The sequence below is a fragment of the Tatumella ptyseos ATCC 33301 genome (assembly GCF_000735525.1).
GTDB classification, from domain to species: Bacteria; Pseudomonadota; Gammaproteobacteria; order Enterobacterales; family Enterobacteriaceae; genus Tatumella; species Tatumella ptyseos.
In genome coordinates this window covers 1-19,224 of the sequence record NZ_JMPR01000005.1, presented here as the reverse complement: position 1 = coordinate 19,224, position 19,224 = coordinate 1, and the positions used below count along the sequence as shown (strand labels likewise).

Below are 19,224 nucleotides of genomic sequence, written 5' to 3'. Positions count from 1 at the left end.
CGGATGCCCTTAGAAGTCTCACTCCGACGGGAGCAAATCCGTGAAAGACTTACTTAAGTTTCTAAAAGCGCAAACTAAAACCGAAGAGTTTGATGCGATCAAGATTGCTCTGGCATCGCCAGACATGATCCGTTCCTGGTCTTTCGGTGAAGTTAAGAAGCCAGAAACCATTAACTACCGTACCTTTAAGCCGGAACGTGATGGTCTGTTCTGTGCGCGTATTTTTGGTCCGGTAAAAGACTATGAGTGCCTGTGCGGTAAGTACAAGCGCCTGAAGCACCGTGGTGTTATCTGTGAGAAGTGTGGCGTAGAAGTTACCCAGACTAAAGTTCGTCGTGACCGTATGGGTCACATCGAGCTGGCATCTCCTACAGCACACATCTGGTTCCTGAAATCACTGCCATCCCGTATTGGTCTGTTATTAGACATGCCACTGCGTGATATCGAACGTGTGCTTTATTTCGAATCTTATGTCGTTATTGAAGGCGGCATGACCAACCTCGAAAAGCGCCAGATCCTGACTGAAGAGCAGTATCTGGATGCGTTAGAAGAGTTTGGTGATGAATTCGACGCAAAAATGGGTGCGGAAGCGGTTCAGGCCCTGCTGAAAGGCATGGATCTGGAACAGGAATGCGAGCAGCTGCGTGAAGAGCTGAACGAAACCAACTCCGAAACCAAGCGTAAAAAGCTGACCAAGCGTATTAAGCTGCTTGAAGCTTTCGTTCAGTCTGGTAATAAACCAGAGTGGATGATCCTGACAGTACTGCCAGTATTGCCACCGGACCTGCGTCCTCTGGTACCGCTGGACGGTGGACGCTTTGCGACTTCAGATCTGAATGATCTGTATCGCCGTGTGATCAACCGTAATAACCGTCTGAAGCGTCTTCTGGATCTGGCTGCGCCTGATATCATCGTACGTAACGAAAAACGTATGCTGCAGGAAGCGGTCGATGCTCTGCTGGATAACGGTCGTCGCGGTCGTGCGATCACCGGTTCTAACAAGCGTCCTCTGAAGTCTCTGGCCGACATGATCAAAGGTAAGCAGGGTCGTTTCCGTCAGAACCTGCTGGGTAAACGTGTCGACTACTCTGGTCGTTCCGTCATTACCGTAGGTCCTTACCTGCACCTGCATCAGTGTGGTCTGCCGAAGAAAATGGCACTGGAACTGTTCAAACCATTTATCTATGGCAAGCTGGAACTGCGTGGCCTGGCGACGACTATCAAAGCCGCTAAGAAAATGGTTGAGCGTGAAGAAGCTGTCGTCTGGGATATCCTGGATGAAGTTATCCGCGAACACCCGGTTCTGCTGAACCGTGCACCAACACTGCACCGTTTAGGTATTCAGGCGTTCGAACCGGTATTGATCGAAGGTAAAGCGATTCAGCTGCACCCGTTAGTCTGTGCTGCTTATAACGCCGACTTCGATGGTGACCAGATGGCGGTACACGTACCGTTGACTCTGGAAGCTCAGCTGGAAGCGCGTGCGCTGATGATGTCGACCAACAACATCCTGTCTCCTGCGAATGGTGAGCCAATCATCGTTCCTTCTCAGGACGTTGTACTGGGTCTGTATTATATGACCCGCGACAAAGTTAACGCCAAAGGTGAAGCCATGGTGCTGACCGGACCTAAAGAAGCGGAACGTGTGTACCGCGCAGGTCTGGCTGAGCTCCACGCTCGTGTCAAAGTGCGTATTACTGAATACAGCAAAAACGAGCAGGGCGAATTCATCCCACATACCAGCCTGGTCGACACCACTGTCGGTCGTGCCATTCTGTGGATGATCGTACCTAAGGGTCTGCCGTACTCGATTATCAACCAGGCACTGGGTAAGAAAGCTATCTCTAAGATGCTGAATACCTGTTACCGTATCCTGGGTCTGAAGCCGACCGTTATCTTTGCTGACCAGACCATGTATACCGGTTTTGCTTATGCAGCCCGTTCAGGTGCATCTGTAGGTATCGATGATATGGTTATCCCGGCCAAAAAAGCCGAGATCATTACCGAAGCTGAAGCGGAAGTTGCTGAGATTCAGGAACAGTTCCAGTCAGGTCTGGTGACCGCCGGTGAACGTTACAACAAAGTCATCGATATCTGGGCTGCGGCTAACGAACGTGTTTCCAAAGCGATGATGGAAAACCTGCAAACTGAAACTGTGATCAACCGTCATGGTGAAGAAGAGCAGCAGGTTTCTTTCAACAGCATCTATATGATGGCCGACTCCGGTGCTCGTGGTTCTGCTGCGCAGATCCGTCAGCTGGCAGGTATGCGTGGTCTGATGGCTAAGCCAGATGGCTCCATCATCGAAACGCCAATCACCGCGAACTTCCGTGAAGGTCTGAACGTACTTCAGTACTTCATCTCGACCCACGGTGCTCGTAAAGGTCTGGCGGATACCGCACTGAAAACGGCGAACTCCGGTTATCTGACGCGTCGTCTGGTTGACGTTGCACAGGATCTGGTCGTTACCGAAGATGATTGTGGTACCCACGAAGGTATCATGATGACTCCGGTCATCGAAGGCGGTGATGTTAAAGAGCCACTGCGTGAACGTGTTCTGGGCCGTGTAACGGCTGAAGATGTACTGAAACCTGGTTCTGCAGATATTCTGGTGGCACGTAATACCCTGCTGGATGAGCACTGGTGTGACGTTCTGGAACAGAACTCTGTCGACAGCGTAAAAGTACGTTCAGTGGTAGGTTGTACGACTGACTTTGGTGTGTGTGCTCACTGCTATGGTCGTGACCTGGCTCGTGGACATATCATCAACAAAGGTGAAGCTGTCGGTGTTATCGCAGCACAGTCCATCGGTGAGCCTGGTACACAGCTGACGATGCGTACGTTCCACATCGGTGGTGCGGCATCCCGTGCGGCTGCTGAATCCAGCATTCAGGTGAAGAACAAAGGTACCATCAAGCTTATCAACGCGAAGTCAGTAACAAACTCAGCAGGCAAGCTGGTTATTACTTCACGTAACGTTGAACTGAATATGATCGATGAATTCGGTCGTACCAAGGAAAGCTATAAAGTACCTTATGGTTCCGTGATGGCCAAAGGTGATGGTGAGCAGGCGAATGCCGGCGAAACCGTTGCTAACTGGGATCCGCACACCATGCCGGTAATCACCGAAGTGAACGGTTACGTACGCTTTGTCGATATGAACGATGGCCAGACAATCACCCGTCAGACGGATGAGCTGACCGGTCTGTCTTCTATCGTGGTGATGGATACTGCTGAACGTACCTCCGGTGGTAAAGATCTGCGTCCGGCACTGAAAGTGGTCGATGCCAATGGTGATGATGTTATGTTACCAGGTACCGATATGCCGGCTCAGTACTTCCTGCCAGGTAACGCGATTGTACAGCTGGAAGATGGTGTAAAAATCAGCTCCGGTGATACCTTAGCGCGTGTTCCTCAGGAATCCGGCGGTACTAAAGATATTACCGGTGGTCTGCCACGTGTTGCTGACCTGTTCGAAGCCCGTCGTCCGAAAGAGCCGGCGATTCTGGCAGAAATCAGCGGTATTATTTCCTTCGGGAAAGAGACCAAAGGTAAACGTCGCCTGGTGATCACTCCGGTTGACGGTAGCGAACCTTACGAAGAGATGATCCCGAAATGGCGTCAGCTGAACGTATTTGAAGGTGAGCGCGTAGAACGTGGTGATGTAGTTTCCGATGGACCTGAATCTCCGCACGACATTCTGCGTCTGCGTGGCGTTCATGCGGTGACTCGTTACATCGTTAACGAAGTTCAGGACGTTTACCGTCTGCAGGGCGTTAAGATTAACGATAAACACATCGAAGTTATCGTTCGTCAGATGCTGCGTAAAGCGACCATTGCTTCTTCCGGAAGCTCTGAGTTCCTGGAAGGTGAACAGGCTGAAGTTTCACGCGTGATGATTGCTAACCGTGAACTGGAAGCTAACGGTAAAGTCCCTGCGACTTTCGCCCGTGACCTGCTGGGTATTACCAAAGCATCTCTGGCAACAGAGTCGTTTATCTCTGCAGCATCCTTCCAGGAGACTACCCGTGTCCTGACTGAGGCCGCTGTTGCCGGTAAACGTGACGAACTGCGCGGTCTGAAAGAGAACGTTATCGTGGGTCGTCTGATCCCTGCCGGTACCGGTTATGCATACCATCAGGATCGTATGCGTCGCCGTCACGCGGGTGAGGCACCGGTGGTTCCTCAGGTGACTGCAGATGAAGCCTCTGCAAGCCTGGCTGAACTGCTGAATGCCGGCCTCGGCGGTAACGACGAGTAAGGCAGTGCTATAATCGTGTAATAAACCCTGCTTCGGCAGGGTTTTTTTATATCGGGAGAGATCGGGAAAGGAACAGTAGATGAAGAGATGTTGTCTGCCTGCCATCTTATTCTCCATGCTGGTGGTGACATTCGGGGCCCGGGCATCAGAGCCGGTACAACGGATGTTCCAGGACTGGCAGGTCACTTGTAATAACCTCAATGATTGTGATATCCGCAATGTTGATGAAAATATGCGGGTAGTGATCCGACATGAAGCGGGTCCCAGAGGGGCAGTATCACTGGATTTGATGGGCTTTGATATTGATAAGCCGTCAGGGATCTGGCTGGATGGAAAGCTATGGAATAATTCCCTGACACCGGTTTATGCCGATAATAAACATGATTATGCCGGCTATCACACGACATCATTACAGGCTGTACAGGCGTTTGCTGAGGCAGCGAAAAATGCAGGGCGTATTGCTCTGACACCGGACGAAGATGATGATACCGGCTCTCTGAAAGGATTGAATACTTCTTTACATTTTGCCGATGAAATTCAGGGACGGCTGAATAACCGCACCGCTTTTATTCGTACCGGGAACGGTATCCCTGCGCAGGTGCCTTTACGTTATGCCTTTGAGATCCCTGCGACAAAAATTCCTGCTATTTTTCCGGTCGGTGATGGTAATGCACTGATCAATGAAGTTCTCCAGACTCAGCAAGATGTACTGGATGACGAAGAATGCTCTCCGGATGCCGATGATATCACCCGTAGTCAGGTGAAGCCTCTGGATAAAAAACATGTACTGGTCATGATTAACTGTGTCACCGGGGCTTATCAGTCTTCGGGGATCGTTTTTATCGTCCCGCGGGCACACCCGGATCGTGGCAGTGAAGTGGAACTGACTCTGCCGCTAAAAGATGATCAGGGCGATCCTCAGACGATCACCTGGTTTACGGATGTCAGCTATGATCCTAAAACGGCCTTACTGACGTATATTGCACGCGGCCACGGCGTGTCGGATTGTGGTGAAAGCGGTACCTGGCGATATGATGGTCATGTGTTTCAACTGATGAGTTATCATAATCAGCCGACCTGTGACGGGGGAGAACCGGGGCACTGGCCCTCTGTCTGGCTGACTCCGGGATTCAAAGAGTAAAAATACGGGCGCTATGGCGCCCGCTGTGTTCAGGCACTCTCTCTGCCAAATGCGAACTCCCAGTCTTTCCATACCGGCTGTAGCCCTGCCTGCTGCAGCGCGGCCGCAACAACTTCCGGGCGTCGATGATCATCCGGGGAGAACTGTTCCAGCGCATCGGTGTCGCTGGCATACCCGCCGGGAGTGGTTTTCGAAAAGGCACTGGCGGTAGTCACCGTGATCGGTATGGCATGGTCACGGAAGACCGGGGATTCCCGGGTGGAGAGGGAAATATCCGTTTGTGGTGAAAACAGACGGAAAGCGCACATCGTCTGGAGTAACTGACGTTCGCTCATCTGTGATGCCGGGGTGATCCCTCCGGCACAGGGACGTAACCGGGGAAATGCCACAGAGAACCGTGATCGCCAGTAATATTTTTGCAACCAGTTAAGGTGTTCTCCCATCATCAGACAATCGGTACGCCAGTGTCCTGAAAGGCCGGCAAGTACGCCCAGCCCTATTTTATCGATACCGGCGCGGCCCAGTCTTTCCGGTGTCTGAAGGCGAAACAGAAAATCCTGCTTATTTCCCCGCAGATGATGTGTTGCATAGCAGGAAGCATGATAGGTTTCCTGATAGACCAGCACACCGTCCAGACCCAGCTGATGTAACTCCCGGTATTCCTGCTCCTGTAAAGGCTGAACCTCCATCATCAGTGAACTGAATCGCCGGCGGATATCCGGGAGATGCTGCCGGAAATAGTCCATCCCGACTTTAGTCTGATGTTCCCCTGTGACCAGCAGCACCTGGTTAAAACCCAGCTGCCGTAACGCATCACACTCCAGGCCAATTTCGCGGCTATCCAGAGTTTTACGGCGGATACGGTTACTCATTGAGAAACCACAGTAAGTACAATCATTGGCACACAGGTTAGACAAATACAGCGGTGCAAAAAAATTAACGGTATTGCCAAAACGCTGGCGGGTTAGTTGCAGAGCTTTCTCTGCCAGAGGTTCCAGATACTGTTCAGCCGCGGGCGAGAGCAAGGCCATCAGCTCAGTGATCCCGGGCTTGTGACAGGTTAATGCCCGTTCAACATCCGCCGGGCTTTGGCTGTCAATCTGCAAACGCAACGCGTTCTGGTCCAGTGTTTGCCAGTAGTCGGCGAAGTCAGGCATGGGTTGCGGCCTCCGCGTTGTCTGTATCCAGGAATGCGGTCAATGGGCTACTGGCCTTCGCCTGTGTGCTGGTGGTGGTGACCTGCCCCCTGCACAGATAACCCGCTTCGGTGGCCAGAGCGAAAGCCCGCGCCGCAGAAACCGGGTCTCTGGCTGTCGCAATGGCGGTATTCACCAGCACGGCATCGGCACCACATTCCATCGCTTCACAGGCATCGGAAGGCACACCGATCCCGGCATCGATAATGACCGGCACGGTGGCCTGTTCGATGATAATGTGCAGAAAATCACGGCTGAGCAGTCCCCGGTTACTGCCGATAGGAGCGCCGAGCGGCATGACCGCCGCACAGCCCGCCTCTGCCAGCCGTTTACATAACACAGGGTCCGCACCACAGTAAGGTAAAACGGTAAAACCTTCGCGGACCAGTTGCTCAGCCGCTTTCAGTGTTTCTATCGGGTCAGGTAACAGGTAACGGCTGTCCGGATGGATTTCAAGTTTAACCCAGTGTGTCCCCAGGGCTTCCCTGGCCAGTCGGGCCGCAAACACGGCTTCACCGGCCGTTTTAGCGCCGGAGGTATTCGGCAGTAACGTCACGCCTGAACGACGTAGTGGTTCAAGGATGGCGTCCCTGTTATCACCGAAATCGATCCGTTTCATCGCTAAGGTCGCCAGTTGTGAACCGGAGGCGCGAAGCGCAGCCAGCATCAGTTCCGGAGAGGCAAACTTGCCGGTCCCGGTGAGCAGACGCGAACTGAATGTTTTATCCGCTATTTTCAACATGATTAACCTCCTGCGATGACCTGGAAGATCACGACATCATCATTTTCCTGCAACCGGTAGCCCGCCCATTCACTGGCGGGAATAATGCGCTCATTCACAGCGAGGGCAGTTCCCTGTACCGCCACCGATAGAGTGTGTAATAACCGGTTCACCGGACAGGATGACTCCACCGAAATAACGTTATCGTTCACTTTAATTTGCATGTCTGGCTCCACAAATCGGGCAGTTTCTTTCCGGGGTGAGTTTCAGCTTACGCCACCGTAATGCCAGGCCATCAAACAGTATTAACTGACCTGCTGCGGTATTTCGCCCTGAACAGATCCACTTAATGGCCTCCAGGGCTTGTAAGCTGCCCATCACCCCGGTAACCGGTCCTGCGATACCGCTATTGCGGCAGTTACGTTCGGGTTCACGGGAGTCGGGCCACAGGCACTGGTAACATCCGTGCTGCCAGGGGGGTGTCAGCACCAGTAATTGTCCGTGGAAACCGATCGCACTGGCGGTGATCAGCGGAAGGTTGTGGCTGAAGCACCAGGCATTGAGCCGGTGGCGGGTTGCCAGGTTATCTGAACAATCAAGCACCAGTGTCGGCCTGGCAGGCAGTTCATCCCCGGCAGAAAGAGGAATACGATCGCTGATCGCATGGAGTGTGATGGACGGGTTTAAGGCGCGAAGTGCCTCCGCTGCCAGTTTTGCTTTACTGATACCGGTATCTGATGAGCGGTAGAGGATCTGCCGTTGCAGATTACTGATATGCAGATCATCATCGTCAGCCAGCAGAAGTGTACCGGCACCCGCCGCCGCGAGGTATAGTGCGGCGGGTGAACCCAGCCCCCCCAGCCCGACAATAAGAATACGGGCATCACTCAGCTTCTGCTGACCTTCCGGGCCAATCTCTTCCAGTAACAGTTGCCGGCTGTAGCGCATAAAGCTTTTATCATCCAGCATCTGTGGTTACCTCACGGGCATCACTCACTTTCTGTTGTAACTGCCGCACTGCCTGCCGCCAGTCAGCGGCACGGGTAATGGCGCTGACCACGGCGATGCTGCCGACGCCGGTTGCCAGCACCTCACCGGCTCTGTCCAGCGAGATCCCGCCAATCGCAACGGTAGGGATCCCGGACAGCCGGAGGACATGGCGACGCAGGTTGGCCAGACCCTGAGGTGAAGAGGGCATTTCTTTCGTGGTGGTGGGGAAAATATGACCCAGCGCGATATAGGAAGGGTGAAGCGGTAATACCCTGTCAATTTCGGCCGTATTATGGGTGGAGACGCCCAGACGAAGCCCTGCCTGATGGATGGCAGATAAACTGGCGGTCTGCAAATCTTCCTGACCGAGATGAACACCATAGGCCCCGTGTTTTATGGCCAGTTGCCATTCATCATTAATAAATAACCTGGCCCCGAACCCGCGGGCAAGACGGATACTGTCGATGATGGCCTTTTCTTTCTCTGCAGCACTGCCTTGTTTCATTCTAAGTTGCAGGGTCATCACCCCGGCATTCAGCAGATTTTCTATCCACTCTGTACTGTCGACGATGGCATACAAACCACAATACCGGGGGACGGGAGGAAATATCTGAGTCATGCCTTGGCTCCTGTCCGGGCAGCGGGAACCGGTGTATAAATCTCGCTGCCTTTTTCCCGGAAACGCCGGGACATCTCCAGCATTCCCTCATCGATCACGACTTCCGGGGCCGGATTTTTACTGGCAAAGTCACGGACTTCCTGGCTTATTTTCATGGAACAGAATTTGGGTCCGCACATCGAACAGAAATGGGCGACTTTTCCGGATTCCTGCGGCAGCGTCTGATCGTGATAACTGCGGGCAGTTTCGGGATCCAGCGCCAGGTGGAACTGGTCTTCCCAGCGAAACTCAAACCGGGCTTTAGACATTGCGTTATCACGTATTTGCGCGCCGGGATGCCCTTTTGCCAGGTCAGCGGCGTGGGCTGCAATTTTGTAGGCAATCAGCCCTTGTTTGACATCTTCTTTGTCCGGCAGCCCGAGATGCTCTTTCGGGGTGACGTAACACAGCATGGCACAGCCGAACCAGCCTATCATGGCGGCACCGATCCCGGAGGTGAAGTGATCATAGCCCGGGGCGATATCGGTGGTCAGCGGTCCCAGGGTGTAAAACGGGGCTTCGTGACAATGTTCCAGCTGTTCGGTCATATTGCGTTGGATCATATGCATCGGCACGTGTCCCGGGCCTTCAATCATCACCTGAACATCGTACTCGTGGGCAATTTTTGTCAGTTCTCCCAGCGTATGCAGTTCCGCAAATTGTGCTTCATCATTTGCATCCTGAATAGACCCGGGACGCAGCCCATCGCCCAGTGACAGCGCAATATCATAGCTGGCACAAATCTCACAGATCTCACGAAAATGCCGGTACAGGAAGTTCTCCTGATGATGTGAAAGACACCACTTCGCCATAATGGAGCCACCGCGGGAAACAATCCCTGTCAGCCGTTTGGCGGTCATCGGGACATAGCGCAGCAATACGCCGGCATGGATAGTGAAATAATCAACGCCCTGTTCGGCCTGTTCCAGTAATGTGTCGCGGAACACGGCCCAGTTCAAATCTTCGGCGACACCATTCACTTTTTCGAGCGCCTGATAAATGGGGACCGTGCCAACAGGGATAGGGCTGTTACGCAGGATCCATTCACGTGTTTCGTGAATATTTCGCCCGGTAGAGAGGTCCATCAGGGTATCTGCGCCCCAGCGGGTCGCCCAGACCAGTTTTTCGACTTCTTCCTCGATAGAGGACGTCACGGCAGAATTACCAATATTGGCATTAATTTTTACCAGGAAATTCCGACCGATAATCATCGGTTCAGATTCCGGATGATTAATATTGGCCGGAATGATCGCTCGCCCGGCGGCTACTTCCTGGCGGACAAATTCAGGGGTAATAGATGCCGGAAGAGGGGCAAAAAAATGCTTACCGGGATGTTGCTGAAGGAGTTCCGGACGGGTGACCTGTTCTCTTCCCATATTTTCCCGCAATGCGATAAATTCCATTTCCGGTGTGATAATCCCCTGACGCGCATAATGCAGTTGCGTCACACAACGGCCTTTTTTTGCCTTACGGGGTTCGGGAAGATGCTGAAAACGTAATGAGTCCAGGCTTTCATCCGCCAGTCGTTGCCGGGTATAAGAGGAGCTGGTGGAAGGGAGTGGCTCTGAGTCTTGTCGTTCATCAATCCAGACCTGACGGAGCTTACGGATACCGTGATGGATATCCGGAACCGTGGTGTTATCGCCGAAAGGGCCGGAAGTGTCATAGACCGGGATGGGCTCATTTTCTTCCATGACCGGGTTGTCCGGCGTTCCCCCGACCCGTGTCGGGCTGAGCAGGATGGCACGTACAGGCACCCGGATATCCGGCCGGGACCCGGTGATCCACCGGCGTTCCGAGCCCGGAAAAAACTCACTGTTCAGTGAATTGATAAAGTTTTTGGCTTGTTCGCGTTTTTCACGCCGTGATAATGGTTCAGACATAGCTCTATTTCCTGTAAAAAAAGAAATACGCTTGTCCGGAGTCCGGAAGGAGTGACAGATTGATCCTGCCCTGCGGGCAGTTTCAGACTGGACTGTACTCTTGTTCCCTTCGCAGGTACTAACCTGATCAGGTTCCGCGGATCCCGAATTAACGGTCTCAGCCCCGGGGGGCACTCCGACAAGATACCAGGCCTCCGCAGTCAGTACTTCATGGCGGAGGCTGTGAAAATTCACGTCTGTCAGCATAGAGGGCTTCATCGCGAAGTACAAGCCCCTGCTCAACGTAAGGGCAGAATGCCCTGATCCCGCACAATTTAAAAATATATCGCTGCGGGGGATCAACGACATTCTGTTTGGGGGTGCTACTATGAGTTCATGTTCTGAGATCGCCGTGGATCATCAATAAAAATTAAGGTAATGATGTGATGGAACGTGAAATCACCCGGAATGACCGGGGATGGTGGGTCATTAGTCAGCAAAACAAACTGTGGCTGCCACAAGGGACACTCCCGCACGGTAGCGCGGCAGAGTTTGCACTGACAGGCAGCCGCGCATTACAGACCGGAGAGTGGCAGGGGGAACCGGTGTGGCTGGTACGTGAAACCCGCGCTCAGGATATGATGTCATTAAGACAATTGCTGGGTGAAGAGAGTGGTTTATTCCGTATGGCCGGACGGGCGGTTCAGTTGTCAGAATTTTATAGGTCACACCGGTATTGTGGATACTGCGGAGCGGAAATGCACCTCAGTCGCAGCGAATTTGCCTGTCTGTGCGGCAGTTGTCATGAGCGCTATTACCCGCAAATTGCGCCCTGCATCATTGTCGCCATTCGCCGGCAGGATAAAATCCTGTTAGCAAACCATGTCCGCAGCCGCAACGGCATATATACCGCCCTGGCAGGGTTTGCTGAAGTGGGTGAAACGCTGGAGCAAACGGTAGCCCGTGAGGTCATGGAAGAAAGTAATATCAGAATCAAAAACCTGCGTTATGTGGCTTCCCAGCCCTGGCCTTTTCCTCAGTCACTGATGATGGCCTTCCTGGCAGATTACGATAGCGGCGAACTCCGCATTGACCCTAAAGAACTGCAGGATGCCGGATGGTACCGCTATGATGCGCTGCCTGTGCTCCCCCCTCCGGGAACCATTGCCCGACGCCTGATTGAAGACACTATCGCGCTTTGCCGTAGTGAAAATGAATAACTGACCTGCGCAGACTCAGGGGCTGGTTAAAACAACGAGGGGTTTGTGTATATACTATGCGCCTGACTTCGAGAGAGCCTGATTATGAGTGAATTAAAAAACGACCGTTATCTGCGCGCGTTACTGCGTCAGCCGACGGATGTGACGCCGGTATGGATGATGCGTCAGGCAGGGCGCTATTTACCTGAATATAAAGCGACACGTGCAGAAGCCGGTGACTTCATGTCACTGTGTAAAAATGCGGAACTGGCTTGTGAAGTAACACTACAGCCACTCCGTCGTTATCCGCTGGATGCTGCCATTCTTTTTTCCGATATTCTGACTATTCCCGATGCGATGGGATTAGGTTTGTATTTCGAAACGGGGGAAGGGCCTCGTTTTTCTTCACCGATCACTTGCGCTGCCGATGTGAAAAAACTGCCTGTCCCGGACCCGGAGCAGGAATTGCAGTATGTGATGAATGCGGTGCGGACCATCCGTAAAAACCTGAAAGGTGAAGTTCCGCTGATTGGTTTTTCCGGCAGTCCATGGACACTGGCGACCTATATGGTGGAAGGGGGGAGTAGTAAGGCCTTCACTAAAATCAAGAAAATGATGTACAGCGACCCGTCCACCTTGCATGCAATGCTGGATAAGCTGGCTGAAAGCGTCATTCTGTACCTGAATGCTCAGATCCGCGCCGGTGCACAATCGGTCATGGTCTTCGATACCTGGGGCGGCGTGTTAACCGGCCGCGATTACCGTGACTTCTCGCTGTATTACATGCATAAAATTGTCGACGGGTTATTGCATGAAAATGAAGGTCGTCGGGTTCCTGTGACTCTGTTTACCAAAGGCGGTGGACAGTGGCTTGAGCAGATAGCCGATACCGGATGCGATGCTATTGGTCTGGACTGGACCACAGAGATTGGCAATGCCCGTGAGCGTGTAGGGCACCGTGTTGCTCTGCAGGGGAATATGGACCCGTCTGTACTTTATGCCCCGCCAGCACGTATAGAACAGGAAGTCTCCTCCATCCTGGAAGGATTTGGTCAGGGCGATGGACATGTCTTTAACCTGGGACATGGCATCCATCAGGATGTTCCCCCGGAACATGCCGGTGCATTTGTTGAAGCTGTTCACCGTCTTTCCGCGGCTTACCACAAGTAATCATGGCTGACTTCGCGTTACTGAAAGCAGAACAGCAATTGCTGGCCGCACAGGTGGTACGTGAAGGCCTGAGCCCTGACTTTGTCCCCCGGTTTATTGCCGGGGGAGATACCGGTTTCGAAGAGAACGGTACTGTGGCCCGGGCGGCTATTGTGATTTTGCATTGGCCGTCGCTGGAGATGGCAGAGCATCGCGTTGCCCGTGTACCCGTGACGTTGCCTTATGTCCCGGGCTACCTCTCTTTCCGTGAATGCCCCGCGTTACTGGCTGCCTGGCAGCAACTCACGCACCGTCCGGAGTTAATGTTCATCGATGGACACGGCGTTGCCCATCCACGTGGATTAGGTCTTGCCAGTCATTTTGGGGTTACCGTCGATATTCCGGTGATAGGTGTGGCGAAACGACGTTTATGCGGTGATTATCAGGCGTTGTCTGCTACCCCCGGAGACTGCCAGCCTTTAATGTATCAGCAGCGGCAGACTGGCTGGGTATTACGCAGCAAAGCCCGGTGTAATCCGTTATTTATTTCGGCCGGACACCGTGTGAGCGACGATATGGCACTGTACTGGACCCGTCAGTGTCTGCGTGGTTACCGTTTACCTGAACCTACCCGCCTGGCGGATGCCGTCGCGTCTCAACGCAAGGGCTTCCTGCGTTATCTGAACAGACAATAACGCTGTGAAAAGATCGCTTTTGCGTTACACTTTCGCCAGCTAATTGATAACGAGTACCCGTCATGTTACGTAACCCAATCCATTTACGCCTGGAAAAACTGGAAAGCTGGAAGCATGTGACTTTCATGGCCTGTCTGTGTGAGCGCATGTATCCGAATTACCAGGCCTTCTGCCAGCAGACTGAGTTTGCTGATGCGCATATTTATCGCCGTATTCTCGACCTGGTCTGGGAAACGCTGGTGGTTAAAGATGCCAAAGTGAATTTTGATTCTCAGCTGGAGAAGCTGGAAGAGGCTATCCCGGATGGTGATGCGTTTGATTTTTACGGTGTCTACCCGGCGATTGATGCCTGTGTGGCCCTGAGTGAACTTCTGCATGCCATGCTGAGTGGTGAAAGCCTCACTTATGCAATCCAGGTCAGTGAAACCTCTGTGACGACCGTTGCTATGCTGGAAATGACCCAGGCTGGCCGCGAGATGACGGATGAAGAACTGAGAGAAAATCAGGCAGTGATTGATGAATGGGACCTCCAGTGGGAAATATTCAGGCTGCTGGCTGATTGTGAAGAACGTGATTTAGAGCTGATCAAAGGGTTACGTGCTGACCTGCGGGAAGCCGGAATCAGTAACATTGGTATAAGTTTTAACCAGTAAGACGATAAAACGTGACTTCAGACCTGATTTAGCTCACCTGAAGGCTTCACATCCGCCCCCTGTCTGGTCTACATTTGGGGGGCTAAAAATTGTGGCTATCGGTGTGTGCAGGCTGAAGGGTGTCGGAAGATAGGCTTTTCACTCGCACTCGTTGCTTAGCAGGCGATAAATACACTTTAAGGATAACTTATGAACAAGACTCAACTGATTGATGTGATCGCGGAAAAAGCGGACCTGTCTAAAACCCAGGCTAAAACAGCACTGGAATCTACTCTGGCTGCGATCACTGAGTCTCTGAAAGAAGGTGATGCAGTTCAGCTGGTTGGTTTCGGTACTTTCAAAGTAAACCACCGCGCAGAGCGTACTGGTCGTAACCCGCAGACGGGTAAAGAAATCAAAATTGCTGCTGCTAACGTGCCTGCGTTCGTTTCCGGCAAGGCACTGAAAGACGCGGTAAAATAAGCGTTTCTCTCAGTTGCACTGATATTTAGTTAACAAAAGAGGCAGGTCAGACTGCCTCTTTTGTTTCTTTTAACCATTTTCGGAGGTGTTTTTTTCCGGAAATGATCCTGATATTGCTTCCTCACTACCCTAATCTATTCCGCTTATCTCACTGACTGTACTAAGCATTAAGGAGATATGATGTTTTCTTCCGGACGGGGCCTTCTCCTGTGCCTGGCTCTGCTGCTCGTCGGATGTCAGTCTGCGAAAAATATGCCGGCATTCAGTGCTTCCGGTTATCTTTCTGACCGGGGTGTTGTGCGTATCTGGCGAAAGAATATGCCACCGGATATTACTATTCGCACACTTTATACTCCCTTCGACCGTACGGTCACTGAACAAACTGACTACCACTGGCAAAATGGCCAGCTGCTGATGATGAAACGACATATCAGTGGTACATCCCCCGATGATGTAACCTTACGATTTGATAATCAGGGGAATGTCAGCTTTATGCAGCGGCAACTCGCCCGTCAGCGTGAAAGCGTAAGCCTGCAGGATATCGATCTCTATCGGTTTGATGCCGGGCGGTTACTACAAATCAGCAATGGATTACAGGCAGGCAGGGTGACCCTGATGCAGGGGGTCTGGGATGGCAGCAATCGCGTGACGACCTGCCAACATCAGACGGTGTCTGCAGGTCTGGATGCGTATTCTGTACAGATGATTTATCGCGAGCAGAGACAATCTGCAGGAGCGCCGGTCTACATTGCCTGGTTGCGGGCACCGGAGGGGGTTCAGCTGCTGAAAGCGACGACGGAAAATCTCTGTCTTCAGGCCCCGGCATCCGCCGATCTCTGAGACGTTTCCGCCAGCAAGAGGGATCAAAAAGGCAGACCGGAGTCTGCCTTTTGTGTGGTGGATGATCCCCCCGGGTTACTTCTGGCGGTTAATGGCCCGGTAACCAATATCCGTACGACAGAAGGAGCCTTCCCATGAAATGGCTTTTGCCAGTGCATAGGCCTGCTTCTGAGCCGCAGCGATGTCAGTTCCCAGGCCAGTGGCGCATAAGACCCGGCCGCCATGGGTGACAACATCTTCCCCCTGTAAGGTGGTGCCGGCGTGGAAAACCTTGCCGTCAGGAGAGGTTGCTGCATCCAGTCCTGAAATCACATCACCTTTACGATATTTGCCAGGGTATCCCCCCGCGGCCAGCACCACACCCAATGCCGGGCGAGGATCCCAGTGTGATTCCTGTTGATCCAACTGCCCGTCGCAGGCAGCAAGGCATAGCGCCACCAGGTCAGATTGCAGTCGCAGCATAATTGGCTGGGTTTCAGGATCGCCGAAACGACAGTTAAATTCGATCACTTTCGGTCGGCCTTCAGGATCGATCATCAGCCCGGCATACAGGAACCCGGTATAAACATTCCCTTCAGCAGCCATTCCGCGTACGGTAGGCCAGATCACTTCGTCCATAGCCCGCTGGTGGACTTCATCAGTCACGACCGGGGCGGGAGAGTAGGCACCCATTCCGCCGGTATTCGGCCCGGTATCCGCATCGCCGACACGTTTATGGTCCTGACTGGTGGCCATAGGCAGGACATGTTCGCCATCAACCATCACGATAAAGCTGGCTTCTTCACCCTGTAAAAATTCTTCAATAACGATACGATGGCCTGCATCACCGAAAGCATTTCCGGCCAGCATATCCTGGACGGCATCTTCAGCTTCCTGCAGAGTCATCGCCACGATGACTCCTTTACCGGCGGCCAGACCATCCGCTTTGATGACGATAGGCGCACCTTTTTCCCGCAGGTAGGCCAGAGCAGGCTCAATTTCGGTGAAGTTCTGGTATTCAGCGGTCGGAATGTTATGCCGGGCCAGGAAATCTTTAGTAAAGGCTTTCGACCCTTCCAGTTGAGCAGCCCCACGGGTCGGGCCAAAAATCTTCAGACCGGCTTCCCGGAAAGCATCGACCACGCCAATCACCAGAGGAGCTTCAGGACCGACAATCGTCAGACCAATGTTCTCTTTGAGCGCAAAAGCGAGTAAACCTTCGATATCTGTGGCGCTGATGTCGACATTATGCAGAGCGGGCTCCAGTGCGGTACCGGCATTTCCCGGAGCGACATAGACTTTCCCGGCCAACGGTGATTGTGCAGCTTTCCATGCCAGCGCGTGTTCACGGCCGCCATTACCAATAATTAAAATGTTCATAGTAAATACCCCGGAAAGATTAATGGCGGAAATGACGCATGTCGGTAAAGATCATCGCAATACCGTGTTCATCAGCAGCGGCAATGACTTCATCATCGCGGATTGAGCCTCCGGGCTGGATAACACAGGTGATCCCGACCGCCGCTGCGGCATCGATACCGTCACGGAACGGGAAAAAGGCATCAGAAGCCATCGCTGACCCTTTAACCTCCAGCCCCTCATCACCGGCTTTGATCCCGGCAATCTTCGCTGAATAGACGCGGCTCATCTGTCCGGCGCCGATACCGATAGTCATATTATCGCGGGCATAGACAATGGCATTAGACTTAACAAACTTTGCCACTTTCCAGCAGAACAGCGCATCGCGCATCTCCTGTGCCGTTGGCTGTCGCTGACTGACTACGCGTAATTGCGCCTCGCTGACCATGCCCAGATCACGATCCTGTACCAGTAATCCGCCATTAACGCGTTTGAAATCCAGGCCTGACTCACGTTGCTGCCACTCACCACACGTCAGGACACGCACATTCTGTTTAGCTGCAGTGATTTTTAATGCAGCCTCGCTGGCTGACGGGGCAATAATGACTTCAACAAACTGGCGGCTGATGATTGCCTGTGCAGTCGCTTCATCCAGTTCACGGTTAAAGGCAATGATCCCGCCGAAGGCGGACGTCGGGTCGGTCGTATAAGCGCGCTCATAGGCCTGCTTAATATCTTCACCAATAGCTACGCCACAAGGGTTGGCATGCTTAACAATGACGCAGGCAGGTTCAGGGAATTCTTTGACACATTCCAGTGCTGCATCGGTATCAGCAATATTGTTATAGGAGAGCGCTTTACCCTGCAGCTGCTGAGCCGTCGCCACGGAGGCTTCTTTAATATTCTCTTCTATATAGAAAGCCGCATCCTGGTGGCTGTTCTCGCCGTAACGCATATCCTGCTTTTTAACAAAGTTCAGGTTCAGCGTACGCGGAAAACGTCCGGCCGGTGTCTTATCTTCACTATAATACGCAGGCACTCGCTGACCGAAGTAGTTCGCGATCATACTGTCGTAAGCCGCGGTATGCTCAAAGGCCTTGATCGCCAGGTCAAAACGCGTTTCCAGGGTCAGACTATTGTCATTCTCTTCCAGTTCCCGGATCAGCGCCGGGTAATCATGGCTTTTCACCACGATAGCCACATCTTTATGGTTCTTGGCGGCGGAGCGCACCATGGTCGGGCCACCGATATCAATATTCTCGACGGCATCTTCCAGCGAACATCCTTCACGGGCGACCGTTTCAGCAAAAGGGTAGAGGTTAACGACCACCATATCGATCGGGTCGATCTGATGTTCCGCCATAACGGCATCATCCTGGCCACGTCTTCCCAGGATCCCGCCATGGACTTTAGGGTGCAGTGTTTTTACTCGACCATCCATCATTTCCGGAAAACCGGTGTAGTCGGATACTTCGGTAACAGGTAAACCCGCGTCAGCCAGTAAACGGGCAGTGCCGCCGGTAGAAAGCAACTCCACACCCCGGGATGTCAGTGCTTTGGCAAACTCAACAATACCGGTTTTGTCAGAAACACTCAGAAGAGCGCGGCGTACAGGACGACGTTGTTGCATAGTGAAGTAATCCTCTGGATTGGTTTCATATATATAGAAAAGAAGTCATAGAGAAAGTTCTGAAGGCAAATATCGCTGTTATCTGCGTTCAGAAACCTCGCCCGACCCGCTAATTACATGCGGGCATTGTAGCGAAAACGTTTGCGTGATGCCCGGCTAAATTTGGATTTATAGCCCTTTGTGGATAACTTTGTGGGTAACAGCGTATAAATGGCACATTTGCTGTGTAATGCAGCAAACAGTCTTTTTTGTTGAAATTAGTGGTTGCGCCTTTTCGGGAACTCCCTATAATGCGCAACCACTGAGACGGCAAAGCGCGATGCGCAGCGGCGTGACAGGGACTGAAGCGATTCGGTCCGGGAGAAAAAATCGCGAAATAGTGGTTGACTCCTGAGGTGAAAAGCGTAATATACGCCACCTCGCAACAAT

The 19,224-nt window shown here is 52.6% G+C and carries 16 protein-coding genes and 1 riboswitch; of the genes, 8 read left to right on the top strand and 8 right to left on the bottom strand.

What is annotated here, in order from left to right:
* Positions 1 to 40 precede the first annotated feature (40 nt).
* Together rpoC and GTPT_RS01570 are read left to right on the top strand one after the other, a co-directional pair.
* Complete coding sequence (rpoC, locus tag GTPT_RS01575; protein ID WP_025902278.1) at positions 41 to 4,261, top strand: DNA-directed RNA polymerase subunit beta'; 4,221 nt, start codon at positions 41 to 43, stop codon at positions 4,259 to 4,261.
* 79 nt (positions 4,262 to 4,340) lie between these two features.
* A complete protein-coding gene (locus GTPT_RS01570) occupies positions 4,341 to 5,402 on the top strand; it encodes a DUF1176 domain-containing protein (protein ID WP_025902277.1) in 1,062 nt (353 codons plus the stop codon).
* A 29-nt stretch (positions 5,403 to 5,431) separates the two neighbouring features.
* Here GTPT_RS01570 and thiH read toward each other — a convergent pair whose 3' ends face one another.
* From thiH to thiC, 6 genes are read right to left on the bottom strand one after another with little or no spacing between them, the layout of a single operon-like run.
* Positions 5,432 to 6,559 (bottom strand): 2-iminoacetate synthase ThiH, encoded by a 1,128-nt coding sequence (gene thiH, locus GTPT_RS01565; protein WP_029990740.1) that lies wholly within the window; start codon positions 6,557 to 6,559, stop codon positions 5,432 to 5,434.
* Complete coding sequence (locus GTPT_RS01560) at positions 6,552 to 7,340, bottom strand: thiazole synthase (protein ID WP_029990742.1); 789 nt, start codon at positions 7,338 to 7,340, stop codon at positions 6,552 to 6,554. The genes thiH and GTPT_RS01560 overlap by 8 nt, the downstream gene beginning before the upstream one ends.
* Before the next feature lie 2 nt (positions 7,341 to 7,342).
* Positions 7,343 to 7,543 (bottom strand): sulfur carrier protein ThiS, encoded by a 201-nt coding sequence (gene thiS / locus GTPT_RS01555; RefSeq protein ID WP_025902274.1) that lies wholly within the window; start codon positions 7,541 to 7,543, stop codon positions 7,343 to 7,345.
* Positions 7,533 to 8,285, bottom strand: coding sequence for a HesA/MoeB/ThiF family protein (locus tag GTPT_RS01550; protein WP_025902273.1), 753 nt, complete (start codon positions 8,283 to 8,285; stop codon positions 7,533 to 7,535). Before GTPT_RS01550 ends, thiS begins: the two co-directional genes overlap by 11 nt.
* Positions 8,278 to 8,928 carry a thiamine phosphate synthase gene (gene thiE, locus GTPT_RS01545; RefSeq protein ID WP_051170818.1) on the bottom strand — a complete coding sequence of 217 codons (651 nt, stop codon included), beginning with the start codon at positions 8,926 to 8,928 and terminating at the stop codon, positions 8,278 to 8,280. Before thiE ends, GTPT_RS01550 begins: the two co-directional genes overlap by 8 nt.
* On the bottom strand, positions 8,925 to 10,850 hold the full coding sequence (thiC, locus tag GTPT_RS01540; RefSeq protein WP_029990745.1) for a phosphomethylpyrimidine synthase ThiC: 1,926 nt from the start codon (positions 10,848 to 10,850) through the stop codon (positions 8,925 to 8,927). The genes thiE and thiC overlap by 4 nt, the downstream gene beginning before the upstream one ends.
* Positions 10,851 to 10,937: 87 nt before the next feature.
* A riboswitch (TPP riboswitch) is annotated at positions 10,938 to 11,038 on the bottom strand.
* Positions 11,039 to 11,275: 237 nt separating this feature from the next.
* Here thiC and nudC point away from each other — a divergent pair.
* The 6 genes from nudC (at position 11,276) to GTPT_RS01510 (ending at position 15,827) form a co-directional block, all read left to right on the top strand.
* On the top strand, positions 11,276 to 12,049 hold the full coding sequence (gene nudC, locus GTPT_RS01535) for an NAD(+) diphosphatase (protein ID WP_029990746.1): 774 nt from the start codon (positions 11,276 to 11,278) through the stop codon (positions 12,047 to 12,049).
* 84 nt (positions 12,050 to 12,133) lie between these two features.
* Positions 12,134 to 13,198, top strand: coding sequence for a uroporphyrinogen decarboxylase (gene hemE / locus GTPT_RS01530; protein ID WP_025902269.1), 1,065 nt, complete (start codon positions 12,134 to 12,136; stop codon positions 13,196 to 13,198).
* Positions 13,199 to 13,200: 2 nt separating this feature from the next.
* Entirely contained in the window at positions 13,201 to 13,872 is a 672-nt protein-coding gene (nfi, locus tag GTPT_RS01525; RefSeq protein WP_025902268.1) for a deoxyribonuclease V, read from the top strand.
* 62 nt (positions 13,873 to 13,934) lie between these two features.
* A complete protein-coding gene (locus GTPT_RS01520; protein WP_025902267.1) occupies positions 13,935 to 14,525 on the top strand; it encodes a YjaG family protein in 591 nt (196 codons plus the stop codon).
* Positions 14,526 to 14,714: 189 nt separating this feature from the next.
* A complete protein-coding gene (gene hupA / locus GTPT_RS01515; protein ID WP_007886275.1) occupies positions 14,715 to 14,987 on the top strand; it encodes a nucleoid-associated protein HU-alpha in 273 nt (90 codons plus the stop codon).
* Positions 14,988 to 15,164: 177 nt separating this feature from the next.
* Positions 15,165 to 15,827 carry a DUF1481 domain-containing protein gene (locus tag GTPT_RS01510; RefSeq protein ID WP_025902266.1) on the top strand — a complete coding sequence of 221 codons (663 nt, stop codon included), beginning with the start codon at positions 15,165 to 15,167 and terminating at the stop codon, positions 15,825 to 15,827.
* 75 nt (positions 15,828 to 15,902) lie between these two features.
* Here the strand turns inward: GTPT_RS01510 and purD are convergent, their stop codons facing one another.
* Both purD and purH read right to left on the bottom strand, forming a co-directional pair.
* A complete protein-coding gene (purD, locus tag GTPT_RS01505) occupies positions 15,903 to 17,186 on the bottom strand; it encodes a phosphoribosylamine--glycine ligase (protein ID WP_029990749.1) in 1,284 nt (427 codons plus the stop codon).
* A gap of 19 nt (positions 17,187 to 17,205) precedes the next feature.
* Positions 17,206 to 18,795 carry a bifunctional phosphoribosylaminoimidazolecarboxamide formyltransferase/IMP cyclohydrolase gene (gene purH / locus GTPT_RS01500; protein WP_029990751.1) on the bottom strand — a complete coding sequence of 530 codons (1,590 nt, stop codon included), beginning with the start codon at positions 18,793 to 18,795 and terminating at the stop codon, positions 17,206 to 17,208.
* Between the last annotated feature and the right edge of the window lie 429 nt (positions 18,796 to 19,224).

What these genes read in the sequence shown, in the direction of transcription:
- hemE (WP_025902269.1), top strand. Translation starts at nt 12,134, where the DNA reads ATGAGTGAATTAAAAAACGACCGTTATCTGCGCGCGTTACTGCGTCAG.
- thiH (WP_029990740.1), bottom strand. Translation starts at nt 6,559, where the DNA reads ATGCCTGACTTCGCCGACTACTGGCAAACACTGGACCAGAACGCGTTG.
- GTPT_RS01510 (WP_025902266.1), top strand. Translation starts at nt 15,165, where the DNA reads ATGATGTTTTCTTCCGGACGGGGCCTTCTCCTGTGCCTGGCTCTGCTG.
- nfi (WP_025902268.1), top strand. Translation starts at nt 13,201, where the DNA reads ATGGCTGACTTCGCGTTACTGAAAGCAGAACAGCAATTGCTGGCCGCA.
- thiC (WP_029990745.1), bottom strand. Translation starts at nt 10,850, where the DNA reads ATGTCTGAACCATTATCACGGCGTGAAAAACGCGAACAAGCCAAAAAC.
- hupA (WP_007886275.1), top strand. Translation starts at nt 14,715, where the DNA reads ATGAACAAGACTCAACTGATTGATGTGATCGCGGAAAAAGCGGACCTG.
- GTPT_RS01570 (WP_025902277.1), top strand. Translation starts at nt 4,341, where the DNA reads ATGAAGAGATGTTGTCTGCCTGCCATCTTATTCTCCATGCTGGTGGTG.
- thiS (WP_025902274.1), bottom strand. Translation starts at nt 7,543, where the DNA reads ATGCAAATTAAAGTGAACGATAACGTTATTTCGGTGGAGTCATCCTGT.
- thiE (WP_051170818.1), bottom strand. Translation starts at nt 8,928, where the DNA reads ATGACTCAGATATTTCCTCCCGTCCCCCGGTATTGTGGTTTGTATGCC.
- GTPT_RS01560 (WP_029990742.1), bottom strand. Translation starts at nt 7,340, where the DNA reads ATGTTGAAAATAGCGGATAAAACATTCAGTTCGCGTCTGCTCACCGGG.
- nudC (WP_029990746.1), top strand. Translation starts at nt 11,276, where the DNA reads ATGGAACGTGAAATCACCCGGAATGACCGGGGATGGTGGGTCATTAGT.
- purD (WP_029990749.1), bottom strand. Translation starts at nt 17,186, where the DNA reads ATGAACATTTTAATTATTGGTAATGGCGGCCGTGAACACGCGCTGGCA.
- purH (WP_029990751.1), bottom strand. Translation starts at nt 18,795, where the DNA reads ATGCAACAACGTCGTCCTGTACGCCGCGCTCTTCTGAGTGTTTCTGAC.
- GTPT_RS01520 (WP_025902267.1), top strand. Translation starts at nt 13,935, where the DNA reads ATGTTACGTAACCCAATCCATTTACGCCTGGAAAAACTGGAAAGCTGG.